Source organism: Mycolicibacterium lacusdiani (assembly GCF_021916785.1).
Classification (GTDB): Bacteria; Actinomycetota; Actinomycetes; order Mycobacteriales; family Mycobacteriaceae; genus Mycobacterium; species Mycobacterium lacusdiani.
Genome location: NZ_JAKCFC010000008.1, coordinates 16,993 through 33,743 on the forward strand (window position 1 = coordinate 16,993; position 16,751 = coordinate 33,743).

The following is a 16,751-nucleotide window of genomic DNA, read 5'->3' on the forward strand; positions in this document are numbered from 1 at the left end:
GTGTGTCAGCCGACGGCGGGCGCCGCGCTGGAGGTCGTGGTGGTGGTCGACGACGTCGGGGTGAGCGGCTTGCCGGTGTTGTCGAAGGACGTCTTCGGCGTCAGCGGCGCCGGCGGCGCGGCCGGATCGAGCACCGTGTCGATGATGTAGATCCGTGCGTTGGCCGCCTGGATGCCGCCGCAGATCACCTTGGCGGTGTCGTTGACCTTGATGTCGCCGTCCTTGCCGGTGACCAGCACCTCTTCACCCTGCTGAGTGGGCCGCTGGCCCGCCACGTCGCCGGGGTTCAGCAGGCCGAGGAAGACGTGGTAGTAGTCCAGCTTGCTCAGCGCGGCCGGATCGGTCCGCAGCGCCTCGAGCTGAGCCGGGTCGAGCTTGGCGAACGCGTCGTTGGTCGGGGCGAAGACGACGTAGGGGCCGTTCTCGAGCACCGGGACGATGTTCACCTCGGGGTTCAGTCCGCCGGAGATGGCCGACGAGAACGTGCTCAGCGACGGGATGGCCGCGATGACCTGGCCGACGGGCTGCGACGCCAGGTTGGCGAGGCTGGTGCCCGCGGTGGACAGCTCGCTGCGCACCGGGTCGCAGTTGCCCTGCGGATCGGCGGGCGGCTTGACGGTGGTGGTCTCGGTGGGCGTCGGCTCGGCTTGAGCGGTGATCGCCATCGGCAGCGACACTGCGAGAGCGGCGATCGCCGCCGTCATTCCCAGGGCCTTGCTGGTTTGAGTCTTCACGTTCGGCTCCTCAGCTCGTGCGACGTGTCGGTCGTTGAATGGGGCGAAGAAACTGCATCCCCCGACGCATCGCCCCTCGAATGGTATGTGGACGGTCACGCCATCCGCCAAATCGGAGTGACCTGGGCCACGAGGTCACACCGGGGTGCGGGACCGGCGCCACGTCGGCGGTGCCTACGATCGCGGCATGCCAGAGCCCCTGATCCTGACCGTCAACGGCCACTCGCCCCAGCTGCACGCCGACGCGTGGGTGGCGCCGAACGCCGCCCTCGTCGGACGAATCTCGTTGGGCGCCAAGGCCAGCATCTGGTACGGCGCCACGTTGCGCGCAGAGATCGAGCCGATCGAGATCGGGGATGGCTCCAACGTCCAAGACAGCGTGACCATCCACGTCGACCCCGGCTTCCCCGCGTCCATCGGCGCGGACGTCAGCGTCGGCCACAACGCCGTGCTGCACGGGTGCACCATCGAGGACGGATGCCTGATCGGCATGGGCGCGGTGGTGCTCAACGGCGCGCGTGTCGGCCGCGGCTCGCTGGTCGCGGCGGGTGCCGTCGTGGCGCAGGGCGTCGAGATCCCGCCCGGCTCGCTGGTCGCGGGCGTTCCCGGCAAGGTCCGCCGCGAACTCAGTGAAGACGAGGTCACCAACAATCGCAACAACGCGCTGCTCTACCAGCACCTGATCGACATGCACCGCGGCGCGGCCGGCTAGCCCCCGGGCGGCGGGCTGAGAAGCGCGAAGCCCTCCTGCCGGTAGTAGGGGAAGTACGGGTAGGGCGCCTCGGTCCGGCTGACCGCGTGCAACCGATCCAGCTGGTCGGCGGTCAACCGCCAGCCCACTGCGCCGAGGTTCTCGGCCAGTTGCCGCTCGTCGCGCGCGCCGACGATCACCGACGACACCGTCGGCCGGGTCAGCAGCCAGTTCAAGGCGATCTGCGGCACGGATCTGCCGGTCTCCGAGGCGATTTCGTCGAGCACGTCGACGATCGCGAACAGCCGGTCGTCGTCGATCGGCGGACCGGCGTCCGCGGTGGCGTGCAGGCGGCTCCGCTCGGGGAGCGGCGCGCCGCGACGGATCTTGCCGGTCAGCCGACCCCAGCCGAGCGGACTCCACACGATCGCGCCGACGCCCTCGGCCGCGGCCAGCGGCATCAGTTCCCACTCGTAGTCGCGCCCGGCCAACGAGTAGTAGACCTGATGCGCGACGTAGCGGGGGCGATGGGCGGAGTCGGCAAGCGCGAGGGACTTCATCAGCTGCCAGCCGGAGAAGTTCGACGCGCCGACGTACCGGATCTTGCCGGCGGTGACGAGGACGTCGAGTGTCTGCAGCACCTCGTCGATGGGCGTGCGGGCGTCGTAGCCGTGCAGCTGGAACAGGTCGATCCGGTCGGTCTGCAACCGGCGCAGCGCGTCGTCGACGGCGCGCAGGAGCCTGGGACGCGAGGTTCCCCAGTCGTCGGGCCCCATCGGCAGCCCGGCCTTGGTGGAGATGACCACCTCGTCGCGCCTGCCCCGCAGGGCAGCGCCCAGGACCTCCTCTGAGGCGCCGGCGGAGTACACGTCGGCGGTGTCGAACAGGGTGACACCGGCCTCGAGGCACGCGTCGACGATCCGGCGGGCGGCCTCGACGTCGGTGTCACCCCAGGCGCCGAAGAAGTCGCCGACGCCGCCGAAGGTCGCGGCGCCGAAACCGAGTTCCGACACCACGAGTCCGGAGTCGCCCACTCGTCGATAGTCCACGTTCACTCCTTATAGAGAATTCGTTCCCGTTAGCGGTCGTCTGCCGCAACCGCGACGCAGTGGGAATTCATTCCCGTTAACGTGGAATCGTGACGCCCACGCCCGCCCGTCGGCCCGGCGGCCGCACCGCCGCGGTCCGCACGGCCGTGCTCGACGCAGTGGCCGACCTGCTGGTCGAGTCCGGCCTCGCCGGAGTCGAACTCACCGCGGTCGCCGACCGCGCCGGGGTCGGCAAGAGCACCGTCTATCGGCGGTGGGGGACCATCGGCGCCCTGGTGGCGGACCTGCTGCACGACATGGCCGAGACCTCTGTCCCGCGGGCGGACACCGGCACGCTCCGGGGCGACCTCCGCGCCAACGCCGACCTCGTCCGTCGCACGCTGTCCGACCCGCGCAGCGGCGGACTCTTCTCGGCGATCATCGCCGCAGCCACCTTCGACGCCGACACCGCGGACGCGCTGGCGATGTTCTACGGCCGCCGCATCGCGCAGTGGTCAGGCTGCGTCGACGACGCCGTCGAACGGGGCGAGGCCCCGGTCGGCACCGATGCCGCAGCCGTCGTCCGCGCCGTATCCGCCCCGCTGTACTACCAGTGGCTGATCGTGCGGACGCCGCTGACCAGGCGAGACGCCACGCGTGCCGCCGACGCGGCGCTGGCCGCCGTCGACGCCGGTGTGTTCACGGTGCGAAGCCGACCACACCACGGTTCCCCGCGGACCGGCCCGGGTACAGCGGTATCGTGAAACCCATGCGAGCGCTTGTAACGGGCGCTACCGGCTATGTCGGTTCCAGGCTCGTCACCGCACTGCTCGCCGAAGGCCACGACGTCACCGTCGGATCCCGCAATCTCGCCAAACTCGGGATGTTCGGGTGGATCGACGACGTCAGCGCGGCCTACCTCGACGCCGACGACCCCGACTCCGCGACCAGCGCGTTCAAGGTCGCCGGTGACATCGACGTCGTCTACTACCTACTGCACGGCATCGGCCAACCCGGCTTCCGCGAGGCCGACAACCTCGCCGCGGCCAACGTCGCGCGGGCCGCGAAGGCCGCAGGCGTCAAGCGGATCGTCTACCTGGGCGGGTTCGTACCCACGGACGGCGAACTGTCCGAGCATCTCGCCAGCCGGGCCGAGGTGGCCGAGGCGCTCACCATCGACGGTGGCCCCGAGGTGGTGTGGCTCGGCGCCGCGATCATCATCGGCGCCGGCTCGACGTCGTTCGAGATGCTGCGCTACGTGGCCGACCGCTTCCTGGTCATCCCGCTGCCGTCGTGGGCGAGCAATCCGCTCGACCCGATCTCGATCCGCGATGCCCTCTACTACCTCGTCGCCGCGGCCGATCCCGACCGCGTGCCACCGGGCTCGTACGACATCCACGGCCCGGAGACCACGACCTACGGCGAACTGCTGCTGAGCTACGCGCGGGTGGCGGGCCTGTGGCGTCCGGGGCTGCCGCTGTTCGGCATCGACACGTCACTCGTCTCCGCGGTGACCGGGCTGATCCTGCCGGTACCGGGCGGCCTGTCCGGCGACCTCGTCGAGTCGCTCGACCACCCGATGAAGGCGTCGTCGAGAGGGCTGACCCATCTGGTGCCCGATCCGCCAGGCGGGCTCGTCAACACCGACGACGCACTCGCCCGGTCACTGGAGCGACACCGTCCGCTGCCCGTGAACGAACTGGCCGACCCGCACCACCTCGCCGACACCGACCCGCAGTGGGCGGGCGGTGACGCGTTCCGCATCCGCGGTCTGGCGTCGCGCGTGACGCCCTCGGCGGCCAAGCCTGCGCTGTGCCTGATCGACAACGTGCCGGGCCCGGTGGCGGCCTGGGTGCGCACCGGATTGGATGTCATGATCGGACTCGTGCCCCGGGGAGCTGGCTCTTGAACCTCTTCAGCGAATTCGGCGACATCGTCGGCTCGCGGGCCGCCCCGTACCAGGAGACCGAGAAGCTGGTTCGGCGCAGACGGATCATCGTCGGCGTCGTCCTCGTCATCGGTGCGGTGCTGCTCGGCTTCTCGCTGACCCGCGAGCCGGGCGACGCGTCGTTCTACGGCCTGACCCTGGCGCTGGCCGGCGTGTGGGCTGCGGGCGCGCGGTTGTCCGGACCCGTGCACTTCGGCCACGTCGAGTTCCGGTCGAAGAACCGGCGACCGATCCTCACCGGAACGATCATCGGGTTGTCGCTCGGTGCGGCGTTCATCGTCGGTGGGCTGGTGGCACGCGAGATCCCGCCGGTGCGCGACTACATCGTGCAGGTCCTCGAGTACACCAACTACGGGCCGATCTTCCTGGTCACCTTCATCACCCTGATCAACGGCCTCGCCGAGGAGATGTTCTTCCGCGGCGCCCTGTACAGCGCGCTCGGCAAGTTCCGGCCCGTGCTGATCTCGACGATCGTCTACGCGATCGCGGTGTCGGCCGCAGGCAACCCGATGCTGGGCTTCGCCGGCCTGATCCTCGGCTACGTCTGCGCCTACGAGCGCCGCATGACCGGAGGGGTGCTCGCACCGATGCTGACCCACTTCTTCTGGGGGCTGGTCATGGTGCTCGCACTACCCGTGATCTTCGGCGTCTGACGCCGCCTCACCGCAGCGGGTTGGCAATCTCGTCGCGCGGCATCCGCGCGGCCGTGACCGCCACCGCCGCGAGCAGCACCGGCACGATGCCGGCGGCGGCGAAGATCGTCTCCATCGAGACCACCTTCGACAGCGGGCCGACGATCGCGAACGACACGGGCATGAACGCCAGCGACACGAAGAAGTCCAGGCTCGACACCCGGCCCAGCATCGCCCGGGGCACGCGCCGTTGCAGCAGCGTCCCCCAGATCACCATCCCCGCACCGTCGGTGATGCCGACGACGAACGTGGCCGCCGCCATCAACGGGAACGACGACGTCACGCCCACCACGCTCAGCGGTAGGGAGCCCAGGCCCCACATCGTCATCATCACCGACAGATAGCGCCGCGGCAGGCGCACCGACGACACCGCCAGCGCACCGATCGCACTGCCCACGCCGAAGAACGCCAGGATGAACCCGTAGGCGCGGGCGCCGTCGGCGAACCGGTCCGCGGCGACGAACGGCAGCAGCACCTCGATCGGGCCGAGCACCACCAGCACGAACATGCTCGCGAACAGCAGCGTCCACAGCAGCCACGGCGTGCGCACCATGAACGCGAAACCCTCACGTAGATCACGTACGACGTGCGGACGCTCCGCCTCCGGCGACGGCTCGTCACGCACCGGCCGCGTGGTGACCAGAAGCATCAGACCCAGCGCGAACAGCCCGGCGACCACGTACGCGCCCACGGCGGGGAACGTCGCGCCGACCAGCACGCCCGCCACCGCAGGCCCCACCGCGCGCTGGAACACCGGCCGCACGACGCCCTCGACGCCGTTGGCGGCAAGCAACTGCTCGGCGGGCAGGATCCGGGGCAGCAGTGCGCTGTAGGCGGGGAAGAAGAACGCCGCAGCGATGCCCAGCACGCCCGCGGCGACCGCCATGTGCCAAATGTATAGTGCGCCAATCATTCCGAGCGCGGCGACGACGACCACCGCGACGACGTTGACGCACTCGACGACGATGATGATCGCGCGCTGGTCGATGCGGTCGGCGGCGATGCCGCCGACGAGCACGAAGGCCACCAGTCCCGCTCCGAGGCAGGTCGCCACCAGTGACAGCGACGTGGGATCGTCGTCGAGTTCGATCACCTGCAGCGCCATCACCACGGCCCACATGCCCTCAGCGAAGATCGACAGGGACACCGCCGCGATCAGCAGGCGGTACTCGCGGATCCGGAACGGTGCGAGCACGCGCCAACCGCCGGTTGACACCGGCTCAGTCTCGACGTGCGCGCTCATGTAGACGATGCTCGTCTACGAGCAGCCCTGCCGTCGAATGGTTTTCGGCAGGGCCGGCGTGCCGTGCGGCGCTAGTGATCGCCGAAGTGGGGAGCCCGACGCTCCTGGAACGCCCTGGTGCCCTCGCGGAAGTCGTGACCATCGAGGAGGTCCAGCTGACCCTCGGTCTCGCGTTCGAAGGCGCCGTCGAGTTCGGTCAGCGTCGCTGCGTTGATGGCCTGCTTGGTCTTTCGCAGTGCCACGGCAGGGCCGGACTTCAGCGTCGTGAGCACCGCATCGACGTGGGCGTCGAGTTCGTCCGCGGGGTAGACCCCGCTGACCAGACCTGCGGCCAGCGCGTCGGCCGCCGTCAGTCGCTCGGCCAGCAGCGCCATCCGCATCGCCCGGGTACGGCCGATCGATGCGGCCACCAGCGCCGAGGCGCCGCCGTCGGGCATCAGCCCAATCTTGGTGAACGCCAACAGGAAATAGGCCTTCTCCGAGGCGAGGATGACGTCTGCGGCGATGGCGAGGGAGACGCCGACGCCTGCGGCGGGTCCGTGTACGACCGACACCACCGGCTTCGGCAGGCCGACGATGGCCGCGATGGCCCGGTTGGCCGCGGCCAGCACGTCGGCGGGGGTGCCACTCGCGCCGGGGTTGGCGTGGTCCTCTGCGCTGATTCCGGCCCCGCTGCTGAACCCGCGGCCTGCGCCGCCGATGCGGACCACCTTGACCTCCGGGTCGGTCGCCGCGCGGTCCAGCGAGTCCCCGATGGTGTGCAACATCGCGGCGGTCAGGGAGTTCAGGCTGTCGGGGCGATTGAGCGTCAGCGCAAGCACGCCGTCGTCGAGGGACACCGCGAGATGGTCGATTGCGGCATAGGGCGTCGGATCGGATGCAGTGGTGGTCATGTGCCTCGCCTCGCGTCGGGGCGAGCTCTGAGGCCCGCAGCGGATCGACTTGGTTATACAAGTAAGCTTTGTCGGCGGTCAACCTAGGTCTATTGGTGGAGGCATTGCGATGGCGGGACCACTGCAGGGATTGCGAGTCGTTGAACTGGCCGGCATCGGCCCCGGACCCCACGCGGCGATGATCCTCGGCGATCTTGGCGCGGACGTGGTGCGCATCGAGCGGCCGAAGAAGGGCGGGGGCGTGCAAATGCCCAGCCGGGATTCGATGTTGCGCAACAGGCGTTCGGTGGCGGCCGACCTCAAGAGCGACGAGGGCCGCGAGTTGGTCCTCAAGCTGATCGCCAAGGCCGACGTGCTGATCGAGGGCTACCGCCCCGGCGTCACCGAGCGCCTCGGGCTCGGACCGCAGGACTGCGCGAAGGTCAACGAGCGACTGATCTACGGCCGGATGACCGGATGGGGACAGGACGGCCCGCGCGCACTGCAGGCCGGCCACGACATCAACTACATCTCGCTCAACGGTCTGCTGCACGCCGTCGGCCGCAAGGACGAGCGGCCCGTCCCACCTCTGAACCTCGCCGGTGACTTCGGCGGCGGCTCGATGTTCCTGCTCGTCGGCATCCTCGCCGCGCTGTGGGAGCGACAGACCTCCGGCAAGGGCCAGGTCGTCGACGCCGCGATGGTCGACGGGTCCAGCGTGCTGATGCAGATGATGTGGAGCTTCCGCGCCACCGGCATGTGGAGTGACGTCCGAGGCACCAACATGCTCGACACCGGTGCGCCGTACTACGACACCTACGAGACGGCCGACGGGCGGTACGTCGCGGTCGGCGCCATCGAGCCGCAGTTCTACGCGCTGCTTCTCCAAGGGCTTGGACTCGACACCGCGGACCTGCCGGACCAGAACGACATGGCCCGCTGGCCCGAATTGCGCGAGGCCTTCACCAAGGCGTTCGCCGAGCACGACCGCGACCACTGGGCCGGGGTGTTCAACGGCACCGACGCCTGCGTGACGCCGGTGCTGAGCTTCGCCGAGGTCGAGACCGAAGCGCACATCACCGACCGCGGCACGTTCTACCGCGACGTCTCCGACGCCGGGGAGCACCTGCAGCCCATGCCCGCCCCGCGGTTCTCCCGCAGCGCTCCCGAGCGGCCGAGGCCGCCCGTCGTGCCGGGCGCCGACACCGGAACCGTCCTCAACGAGTGGGTATAGTCCCAACCAACCAGTAGGTCGGCCCTGGGTCGACATCACGAAAGGAATGCATCTGTGCTGATCAAGGACGCCGTTGCCGTCGTCACCGGTGGCGCATCCGGTCTGGGTCTCGCCACGACCAAGCGGCTGCTCGACGCCGGAGCCAGCGTGGTCGTGATCGACCTGCGTGAAGGCGACGAGCTGGCGAAGCTGGGGGACCGGGTGCGGTTCGCCTCCGCCGACGTGACCGATGAGGCCGCCGTCACCCAGGCCCTCGACCTCGCCGAGTCGCTCGGCCCGCTGCGCATCAACGTCAACTGCGCGGGCATCGGCAGCGCGATGAAGACGCTGAGCAAGAACGGCCCGTTCCCGCTCGACGTGTTCAGCAAGACCATCCAGGTCAACTTGATCGGCACCTTCAACGTGCTGCGGCTGTCGGCCGAGCGCATCGCCAAGACCGAGCCGGTCGGCGAGGAGCGCGGCGTCATCATCAACACCGCATCCGTCGCGGCGTTCGAGGGACAGATCGGCCAGGCTGCCTACTCGGCGTCCAAGGGCGGCGTCGTCGGCATGACGCTGCCGATCGCGCGTGACCTCTCGCGTGAGCTGATCCGCGTGTGCACGATCGCCCCCGGCCTGTTCAAGACTCCGCTGCTGGGCTCACTGCCCGAGGAGGCGCAGCGCTCACTCGGTCAGCAGGTGCCGCACCCCGCCCGCCTCGGCGATCCCGACGAGTACGGCGCGCTTGCCGTGCACATCGTCGAGAACCCGATGCTCAACGGTGAGGTCATCCGCCTCGACGGCGCGATCCGCATGGCTCCGCGGTAGACGGGGGTTGCGCAGATGAGCATCACGACGAAGTTCACCGAGGTCTTCGGGGTCGAGCACCCCATCGCCCAGGGTGGCATGCAGTGGGTCGGGCGCGCGGAGTTGGTGGCAGCCGTCGCCAACGCCGGTGGCCTCGGCTTCATCACCGCGCTGACACAGCCCACCCCTGCCGATCTGGCCCGCGAGATCGCCAAGACGCGTGAGCTGACCGACAAGCCGTTCGGCGTGAACCTCACGATCCTGCCGTCGATCAACCCACCGCCGTACGACGAGTACCGCCAGGTGATCGTCGACGAGGGCGTGAAGATCGTCGAGACGGCGGGCTCCAACCCGGCGCCGCACCTGCCGATGTTCCATGACAACGGCATCAAGGTGCTGCACAAGTGCACGTCGGTGCGGCACGGCGTGAAGGCCCAAAGCCTCGGCGTCGACGGCATCAGCATCGACGGCTTCGAGTGCGCAGGCCATCCCGGCGAGGACGACGTGCCCGGGCTGGTCCTGATTCCCGCTGCTGCCAAGCAGATCGAGATCCCGATGATCGCCTCGGGCGGCTTCGGCGACGCGCGTGGCCTGGTCGCCGCGCTGGCCCTGGGTGCCGACGGCATCAACATGGGGACGCGGTTCATGTGCACGCAGGAGTCGTGCATCCACCAGAACGTCAAGGATGCGATCGTCGCGGGTGACGAACGCGGTACCGAGCTGATCTTCCGGACCCTGCGGAACACCGCGCGCGTGGCGAGCAACACCGTCTCCCGCGAGGTCGTCGAGATCCTGAATCGCGGCGGTCAGTTCGAGGAGGTCAAGGACCTGGTCGCCGGGGTGCGTGGCCGTCGGGTGTTCGACGACGGCGACCTCGACGCGGGCATCTGGACCGTCGGCACCGTCATGGGTCTGATCGACGACATCCCGACGTGCGACGAGCTGATCTCGCGCATCGTGCGCGAGGCCGAGGACATCATCACCGGGCGGCTCGGCAGCATGGTCGCGACCGCGGCGGCTGTCAGCGCCTAGATCGGATCAGGACCGGACCTCGAGACGGAGAAAGCCGCCGACCATGGGTCGGCGGCTTTCTTCACGTTCGGCTCGATCAGGCGTCCAGGATCCCGGCGCGCAGGGGTGTTGAACCCGGGCGCCGGCTACTGGATCAGACTGCGGCGGCGAGATCCGGGAACTGTTCGGCGGTGTCACCCTCGAAGAGGATGTCGCCGTGGTAGAGCGCTTCGAAATCAACCTTGATCACGTTGTCACTGCTGTCGTCGATCCACATGTACTGAACAGTAACCACGGGGATTGAGAGAACTCTGAGCCCATCTTCTGAAATTGGTGGCAGCTCTTACCGCTGAGTAGGTTGCGGCGCTCCGGCAAAGCCGCGCGAGACCTGGGAACTCCCCCCGGAACGCGGAGAGCCGCCGACGGCATGCGTCGGCGGCTCGCGTCATGCCCGGACCGCCCTCGTCGCGCCTCGCGACGCTCGACCGCAGTCGCGCAACGCGCATCCGCGCTGCTCGCAGCAGTCATGCCGAGCGGGTGGACCCGCTTCGGTCAGACCGCGGCAGCGAGGTCGGGAAACTGCTCGGAGGTGTCACCCTCGACCAGGACGTCCCCGTGATAGAGGGCCTCGAAGTCGACCTTGATGACATCGGCACTGGTGTCGTCGATCCACATGTACTGGACAGTAACCATCACCATTAAGAGGACTTTGAGTCACGATTCTGAAAACCATGGCAATTCTTACCCACGGGTAGGTTCCACCGGCCGGCAACGAGCTGCAGCGCGGGGCGAAGCCATTGACCGCTCTTGGTTACCGCTGTTAAGTTAACGCTGATTTCTCAGGGGGAGGGAACCACCTTGCTGCGTCGAATTGCCGTACTTGCCATCCATGCGCCCAGGCGGGTGCTGGCTGCCGCCGCGGTCGTGATGGTGGCCGCAGCAGTGTTCGGCATCCCCGTCGCCAAGAGCCTGTCCGCGGGCGGCTTCGCCGACCCCGCCTCCGAGTCATCCCAAGCCACCCAGCTGCTGACCGACGAGTTCGACCAGGGCGACATGCAGATGCTCGTCGCCATCACCGCACCCGACGGCGTCGACAGCCCCGCGGCCAAGGCGGCGGCCGCCGACATCGTCGCTGAGATCGAGCAGTCGCCGCACACGTCCACCGTCACGTCGGCCTGGACCGCGCCCCCGGAGGTCGCAGCCGGGTTGACGAGCCGCGACGGCAAGTCGGGTCTCATCGTCGCCGGCATGACCGGTGGCGAGAACATGGCCCAGAAGTACGCCAAGGCACTCGCCGACGAGGTCGTCCACGACCGGGACGGCGTCACCGTGCGCGCCGGTGGTGTCGCCATGGTCTACGCGCAGATCAGCGCTCAATCCGAGCGCGATCTGCTGCTCATGGAGGCGATCGCCATCCCGCTCAGCTTCCTGGTGCTGGTCTGGGTGTTCGGCGGTCTGATCGCCGCTGCGCTGCCGATGATGATCGGCGCGTTCGCGATCGTCGGCACCATGTCGGTGCTGCGGCTGATCACGTTCGGCACGGACGTGTCCATCTTCGCGCTCAACCTCTCGACGGCCATGGGCCTGGCGCTCGCGATCGACTACACGTTGCTGATCATCAGTCGCTTCCGCGAAGAACTGGCCGACGGCGTGCCGCGCGAACGGGCGCTGATCCGCACCATGTCGACCGCGGGACGCACGGTGCTGTTCTCCGCCGTGACCGTCGCCCTGTCGATGGCGGCGATGCTGCTGTTCCCCATGTACTTCCTCAAGTCGTTCGCCTACGCCGGCGTCGCCACGGTGGCGTTCGCAGCCTTCGCGGCGGTGGTCATCACCCCCGCCGCCATCTGGTTCCTCGGCGACCGGCTGGACTCGCTGGACGTGCGAAAGCCGTTGCGGCGCCTGTTCGGTCGTCGGGAACCGGCGCCGAAGCCCGTGGACCGGCTGTTCTGGTACCGGTCGACCAAGATGGTCACGCGGCGTGCACTGCCGATCGGTCTGGCCGTCGTGGTGCTGCTGCTCGCTCTCGGCGCACCGTTCCTCTCGGTGAAGTGGGGGTTCCCCGACGATCGCGTGCTGCCGAAGTCGGCGTCCGCACACGTGGTCGGCGACGAGCTGCGCAACGACTACGCCGAGGACTCGGCCACCGCGGTCTCAGTGGTGATCCCCAATGCGGACGGGTTGACGCCGAACGTCATCGAGCGCTACGCCGCGGACCTGTCGCGGGTCGCGGACGTGGCGGCGGTGTCGGCGCCCACCGGCACGTTCGTCGCGGGGAACCGGGTCGGCCCGCCGAGTGCCGCGACAGGCGTCGCCGAGGGCAGCGCGTTCCTCACGATCAGCAGCAAGGCACCGCTGTTCTCGGACGCCTCCGAGGCCCAGCTCGACGCGTTGCATGCTGTCGCAGGCCCGGACGGACGTGCCGTGCAGTTCACCGGCGTGGCCCAGATCAACAGGGACAGCGTCGATGCCATCACCGAGCGGCTGCCGCTGGTGCTCGGTCTGATCGCGGTCATCACCTTCGGGCTGCTGTTCCTCCTGACCGGCAGCGTGGTGCTCCCGTTGAAGGCGATCGTGCTCAACGTCCTGTCGCTGGGTGCGGCGTTCGGTGCGCTGGTGTGGATCTTCCAGGAGGGTCACCTGAGCGCATTCGGCACGACGCCCACCGGAACCCTGGTGGCGAACATGCCCGTGCTGCTGTTCTGCATCGCGTTCGGGTTGTCGATGGACTACGAGGTGTTCCTGGTCGCGCGGATCCGGGAGTACTGGCTGAAGATGCGCGCCGACGGGCCCGCGACGCTGACGCGCGTCGAGGCCCGCGCCGTCAACGACGAAGCCGTCGCGATGGGCCTGGCCCGGACCGGCCGCGTCATCACCGCTGCCGCGCTCGTCATGTCGATCTCGTTCGCCGCGCTCATCGCCGCGCAGGTGTCGTTCATGCGGATGTTCGGCGTCGGACTGACCCTCGCCATCCTCGTCGACGCGACGCTGGTGCGCATGCTGCTGGTGCCGTCGTTCATGCACCTCATGGGTGGCTGGAACTGGTGGGCGCCGAAGCCACTGACCCGGCTGCATCAGCGCATCGGGATCAGTGAATCCGGACCCGAGGTCGCCGCGGGGCGCCATCGGCTGGTCGATGCCACAGAGGGCAGCGGGACGTGACCGTCGAGCACCTCAAGCGACGGCGCGCGCCACGCGGGTCGGGCGACCAACTGCGCGAGGAGATACTCGACGCGACCACCGACCTCCTGCTGGAGACCGGGCACGCCAAGGCCGTCCCGATCCGCGCGGTGGCCCACCGGGTGGGCGTCACGCCGCCGTCGATCTACCTGCACTTCGACGACAAGGACGCCCTGCTCGACGCCGTGTGCGCGAGGTACTTCGAACGACTGGACGTGGTGATGCAGCGGCTCGCCGCCGACCAGCCGACCACCATCGAGCGACTCCGCGCACAGGGCATGGCCTACGTGCGCTTCGCGCTCGACAACCCGGAGCTGTACCGCATCGCCACGATGGGCGATCCGATGCCCGGCAGCGACGTCGACGCGACGCTGAACAGCTCGGCCTTCGTGCACCTGCGGGATACGGTGCAGGCTCTCGTCGACGAGGGCATCTACCCGCCCGGGGACGCCACTGTCATGGGCCTCGAGCTGTTGACGGTCGCCCACGGGGTGGCTGCGCTGCTGATCGCGCGGCCCCACATGCCGTTCGGCGACGCCGAGGAGTTCGCCGACCGGGTGCTGCGCTCGGCGTGCTTCGGGCGGATCCTGTTGGGGACGGTCGGCACCGACACCGAGCCGCAGCACGCCGTCGAGTTCCTGAAGGGAATGTCCGATGACTGATCCTGACACCGTCGACAACCCGTTCTTCGCGAAGATGTGGGCGCGGATGTCGGCCCGCGAACCCGAGTCGATCGTGCGGCTGCGCCGGGAGAACCTCCGCGGCCTGACCGGGCGCGTCCTGGAGGTCGGCGCGGGAACCGGCACCAACTTCGCGCTCTACCCGACGACGGTCACCGAGGTGGTCGCCGTGGAACCCGAGGTGCGGCTGGCCGCCCTGGCCCGCGAGGCCGCTGCCACGGCGCCCGTGCCCGTCACCGTCTCCACCGAGACGGTCGAACGGTATGCGGGTGCTGAGCCGTTCGACGCCGTGGTGTGCTCACTGGTCCTGTGCTCGGTGGCCGACCCCGATGCCGTTCTGCGGCAATTGTCGTCGATGCTGCGGCCGGGCGGCGAGCTGCGCTACCTCGAGCACGTCGCGGGCACGGGCTGGCGATCGCGGTTGCAGCGCGTGGCCGACGCGACGGTGTGGCCACGCCTACTCGGCAACTGTCACACCCATCGGCACACCGAGGCGTCGACCGTCGCCGCGGGCTTCGAGGTGGCCGACTCCCGCCGCGAGTGGGTGCTGCCGTCGTGGGTGCCCGCGCCGGTATCCGAGGCGGCCATCGGCCGCGCGGTCAGGCCGTCCTAGGAGCGCGCCGACGCTACGGTTGTTGCTCGAATATCGGCAAAACCCGTCGACAACCGTCGTCTCGGCGTCAGCCGAGGAGTGCGGGCAGGCGCTGGAGCAGCGTCGGCAGTGCCGTGGCAGCGGTCTCGCGCAGGCTGAGCGTCGCGGACGCCGACAGCGCGGTGGCCACGGGGTTCACCTCGATCACCGGGACGCCGTTGGCCAGCGCCATCTCCGGCAGGCCCGCGGCGGGGTAGACGACTGCCGACGTCCCGACCACGATCGCCACGTCGGCATTGGCGACGGCCTCCACCGACCGGTCCCACGCCTCCGACGGCAGCGCCTCGCCGAACCACACGACGTTCGGCCGGATCATGCCGCCGCACGCACACCGGGGTGGGTCGACGGTCTCGACCGGCTCTGGCATGGCGGGGAGTTCGCCGTCGTAGGCGGCATCGCAACGGTCGCAACGGAATTCGAAGAGGCTGCCGTGCAGGTGGTGCACCCGCTGACTACCCGCGCGTTCGTGGAGGTCGTCGACGTTCTGGGTGACGACGTGCACCTCGGCGTAGTCCTGCCAGGCCGCGACGGCGCGATGGCCGTCGTTGGGTGCGACCCCCTTCATCATGTAGTGGCGCCACAGATACCAGGCCCACACCTTCTCCGGATGACGCTGCCAGCCGTCGGTGCTGGAGATTTCGTACGGGTCGACTTTCGCCCACAGTCCGGTCTCGACGTCGCGGAACGTCGGCACTCCACTCTCGGCCGAAATGCCGGCTCCGCTGAGCACGGTCACTTGCACGTTCACCAAACTAGCCGTTCTTGGCCATACTGTGCAGGTGACCGATTTGGGGGAATGGGTTCGCGTCGATCCGCACGCTGCGAGACCTCTGTTCGATCAATTGCGGGTGCAGATCATCGAGGGCGTTCGGGAGGGCAGGCTGACGCCGGGGACGCGGCTGCCCACCGTGCGCGAACTCGCCACGCAGCTGTCGATGGCGGTGAACACCGTCGCGCGGGCCTACCGGGAGCTGGAGTCCGCGGGCATCGTCGAGACCCGGGGGAGGTTCGGCACCTTCGTGGCCAGGGCCGATCCCGCCGACTCGGCGATGGCCAGCGCAGCTCACGCCTACGCGGCAACCGCCCGCTCCCTCGGCGTGGACAAGGCTGCGGCGCTCGAGTACGTCGAAGCGGCGTTCGGTTAGCCGAATTCGAGCAGGGTGAACGCCGGCCGCACCGGATCGAACAGCGGGATTCGCTGGATCGCCCACAGCGCCGCGTTGAACACCCGGCCGCGGCCAGCAGGCAGCGCCACGTCGTGCACGGCACGGATGCCGGGCACCACGTCGACGAGTCGGGCGGCCTCGGATGCCGACATGCTGAACGGCATCGGGGGCACCTTGTAGCGCATAGACGTCCGCATGCCGCGGCGCGCGATCCAGGCGAACCACGACGGCGGCAGGTCGAACATCATCGCGCCGCCGGGGAAGCGCTTGGCGCACTCGGTGATCAGCGCCATCGCCTCGGTCGGCTGCAGGTACATCAGCAGCCCCTCGGCCGTGATGAACACGCCGTCGGTCGGGTCGACGCGGTCCATCCAGCCGTAGTCGAGCGCCGACTGGGCGGCGACCTCGACGCGGTCGGACTCCGGCAGCAGCTTGTTGCGCAGTTCGACGATCGGCGGCAGGTCGACGGTGAGCCAGCGGAACTTCCCGCCGGCGTCCGTTGAAAGCCGCCAGAAACTCGTCTGCAGTCCCTCGGCCAGCGCCACGACGGTGGCCGCCGGGTGGTCGCGCAGATACGTGCGGGTCGCGTCGTCGAATGCGAGCGCGCGGATCGCCATGTCCTGGCGGCGGGCGTACCCGAACTTCGCGAAGTCGTAGTCGATCTTGTCGACGAGCGTGACTGCCATCGGATCGTCGATGATCGCGTCGGGCCTGCGCGCCTCGCTGGCGCGGACCTGCAACGTCAGCAGCGCAGTCTCCGAGACGCCGGACAGGACGGCGTCGACCTTGGATTCCGGGCGGGGTGTCGAACTCACCTTCGCGAATGTACCGAAG

At 69.0% G+C, this 16,751-nt stretch carries 19 protein-coding genes; 11 read left to right on the forward strand and 8 right to left on the reverse strand.

Features of this window, described 5'->3' with window-relative positions; genetic code table 11:
- Positions 1-5: 5 nt before the first annotated feature.
- Entirely contained in the window at positions 6-734 is a 729-nt protein-coding gene (locus LOK44_RS21615; protein WP_237572157.1) for a fasciclin domain-containing protein, read from the reverse strand.
- A gap of 187 nt (positions 735-921) precedes the next feature.
- Between LOK44_RS21615 and LOK44_RS21620 the strand changes: the two genes are divergently transcribed.
- Positions 922-1,446, forward strand: a complete 525-nt coding sequence (locus LOK44_RS21620) for a gamma carbonic anhydrase family protein (RefSeq protein ID WP_237572158.1) — start codon at positions 922-924, stop codon at positions 1,444-1,446.
- Here the strand turns inward: LOK44_RS21620 and LOK44_RS21625 are convergent.
- The gene (locus LOK44_RS21625; RefSeq protein WP_237572159.1) at positions 1,443-2,474 is read right to left on the reverse strand and encodes an aldo/keto reductase; all 1,032 of its coding nucleotides are present in this window, start codon (positions 2,472-2,474) and stop codon (positions 1,443-1,445) included. The two genes, LOK44_RS21620 and LOK44_RS21625, sit on opposite strands and share 4 nt — an antisense overlap.
- An 89-nt stretch (positions 2,475-2,563) precedes the next feature.
- On the opposite strand from LOK44_RS21625, the gene LOK44_RS21630 reads away from it, so the two are divergent.
- Genes LOK44_RS21630 through LOK44_RS21640 form a run of 3 tightly spaced genes read left to right on the forward strand, consistent with a single transcriptional unit; the run spans position 2,564 to position 5,054 of the window.
- Positions 2,564-3,217, forward strand: coding sequence for a TetR/AcrR family transcriptional regulator (locus LOK44_RS21630; RefSeq protein WP_237572160.1), 654 nt, complete (start codon positions 2,564-2,566; stop codon positions 3,215-3,217).
- Positions 3,214-4,362, forward strand: coding sequence for an NAD(P)H-binding protein (locus LOK44_RS21635; protein ID WP_237572161.1), 1,149 nt, complete (start codon positions 3,214-3,216; stop codon positions 4,360-4,362). The genes LOK44_RS21630 and LOK44_RS21635 overlap by 4 nt, the downstream gene beginning before the upstream one ends.
- Entirely contained in the window at positions 4,359-5,054 is a 696-nt protein-coding gene (locus LOK44_RS21640) for a CPBP family intramembrane glutamic endopeptidase (protein WP_237572162.1), read from the forward strand. The genes LOK44_RS21635 and LOK44_RS21640 overlap by 4 nt, the downstream gene beginning before the upstream one ends.
- Positions 5,055-5,061: 7 nt before the next feature.
- Here the strand turns inward: LOK44_RS21640 and tet(V) are convergent, their stop codons facing one another.
- Both tet(V) and LOK44_RS21650 read right to left on the reverse strand, forming a co-directional pair.
- The gene (gene tet(V), locus LOK44_RS21645; protein ID WP_237572163.1) at positions 5,062-6,336 is read right to left on the reverse strand and encodes a tetracycline efflux MFS transporter Tet(V); all 1,275 of its coding nucleotides are present in this window, start codon (positions 6,334-6,336) and stop codon (positions 5,062-5,064) included.
- A gap of 71 nt (positions 6,337-6,407) precedes the next feature.
- Positions 6,408-7,229 carry an enoyl-CoA hydratase gene (locus LOK44_RS21650; protein WP_237572164.1) on the reverse strand — a complete coding sequence of 274 codons (822 nt, stop codon included), beginning with the start codon at positions 7,227-7,229 and terminating at the stop codon, positions 6,408-6,410.
- A 109-nt stretch (positions 7,230-7,338) separates the two neighbouring features.
- Between LOK44_RS21650 and LOK44_RS21655 the strand changes: the two genes are divergently transcribed.
- Genes LOK44_RS21655 through LOK44_RS21665 form a run of 3 tightly spaced genes read left to right on the forward strand, consistent with a single transcriptional unit; the run spans position 7,339 to position 10,260 of the window.
- Positions 7,339-8,442 carry a CaiB/BaiF CoA transferase family protein gene (locus LOK44_RS21655; RefSeq protein ID WP_237572165.1) on the forward strand — a complete coding sequence of 368 codons (1,104 nt, stop codon included), beginning with the start codon at positions 7,339-7,341 and terminating at the stop codon, positions 8,440-8,442.
- Positions 8,443-8,496: 54 nt separating this feature from the next.
- Positions 8,497-9,249 carry a 3-hydroxyacyl-CoA dehydrogenase gene (locus tag LOK44_RS21660; RefSeq protein WP_163923546.1) on the forward strand — a complete coding sequence of 251 codons (753 nt, stop codon included), beginning with the start codon at positions 8,497-8,499 and terminating at the stop codon, positions 9,247-9,249.
- A gap of 15 nt (positions 9,250-9,264) precedes the next feature.
- Complete coding sequence (locus LOK44_RS21665; protein ID WP_237572166.1) at positions 9,265-10,260, forward strand: NAD(P)H-dependent flavin oxidoreductase; 996 nt, start codon at positions 9,265-9,267, stop codon at positions 10,258-10,260.
- 133 nt (positions 10,261-10,393) lie between these two features.
- On the opposite strand, the gene LOK44_RS29805 is transcribed toward LOK44_RS21665, so the two are convergent.
- Complete coding sequence (locus LOK44_RS29805) at positions 10,394-10,516, reverse strand: hypothetical protein (RefSeq protein WP_264076872.1); 123 nt, start codon at positions 10,514-10,516, stop codon at positions 10,394-10,396.
- Between the two features lie 275 nt (positions 10,517-10,791).
- On the reverse strand, positions 10,792-10,914 hold the full coding sequence (locus LOK44_RS29810; protein WP_264076871.1) for a hypothetical protein: 123 nt from the start codon (positions 10,912-10,914) through the stop codon (positions 10,792-10,794).
- Positions 10,915-11,097: 183 nt separating this feature from the next.
- Here LOK44_RS29810 and LOK44_RS21670 point away from each other — a divergent pair, with 183 nt between their 5' ends.
- The 3 genes from LOK44_RS21670 to LOK44_RS21680 are packed head-to-tail and all read left to right on the forward strand — an operon-like array spanning position 11,098 to position 14,712.
- Entirely contained in the window at positions 11,098-13,401 is a 2,304-nt protein-coding gene (locus LOK44_RS21670) for an MMPL family transporter (RefSeq protein WP_237572167.1), read from the forward strand.
- Positions 13,398-14,081, forward strand: coding sequence for a TetR/AcrR family transcriptional regulator (locus LOK44_RS21675; RefSeq protein ID WP_237572168.1), 684 nt, complete (start codon positions 13,398-13,400; stop codon positions 14,079-14,081). Before LOK44_RS21670 ends, LOK44_RS21675 begins: the two co-directional genes overlap by 4 nt.
- Complete coding sequence (locus LOK44_RS21680; protein ID WP_237572169.1) at positions 14,074-14,712, forward strand: class I SAM-dependent methyltransferase; 639 nt, start codon at positions 14,074-14,076, stop codon at positions 14,710-14,712. Before LOK44_RS21675 ends, LOK44_RS21680 begins: the two co-directional genes overlap by 8 nt.
- A 67-nt stretch (positions 14,713-14,779) precedes the next feature.
- On the opposite strand, the gene LOK44_RS21685 is transcribed toward LOK44_RS21680, so the two are convergent.
- Positions 14,780-15,493, reverse strand: a complete 714-nt coding sequence (locus LOK44_RS21685; RefSeq protein ID WP_237572170.1) for an NAD-dependent deacylase — start codon at positions 15,491-15,493, stop codon at positions 14,780-14,782.
- 37 nt (positions 15,494-15,530) lie between these two features.
- On the opposite strand from LOK44_RS21685, the gene LOK44_RS21690 reads away from it, so the two are divergent.
- Entirely contained in the window at positions 15,531-15,896 is a 366-nt protein-coding gene (locus LOK44_RS21690; protein WP_237572171.1) for an Rv1152 family transcriptional regulator, read from the forward strand.
- Here LOK44_RS21690 and LOK44_RS21695 read toward each other — a convergent pair.
- Positions 15,893-16,732 (reverse strand): class I SAM-dependent methyltransferase, encoded by an 840-nt coding sequence (locus LOK44_RS21695; RefSeq protein WP_237572172.1) that lies wholly within the window; start codon positions 16,730-16,732, stop codon positions 15,893-15,895. The genes LOK44_RS21690 and LOK44_RS21695 overlap by 4 nt on opposite strands.
- Between the last annotated feature and the right edge of the window lie 19 nt (positions 16,733-16,751).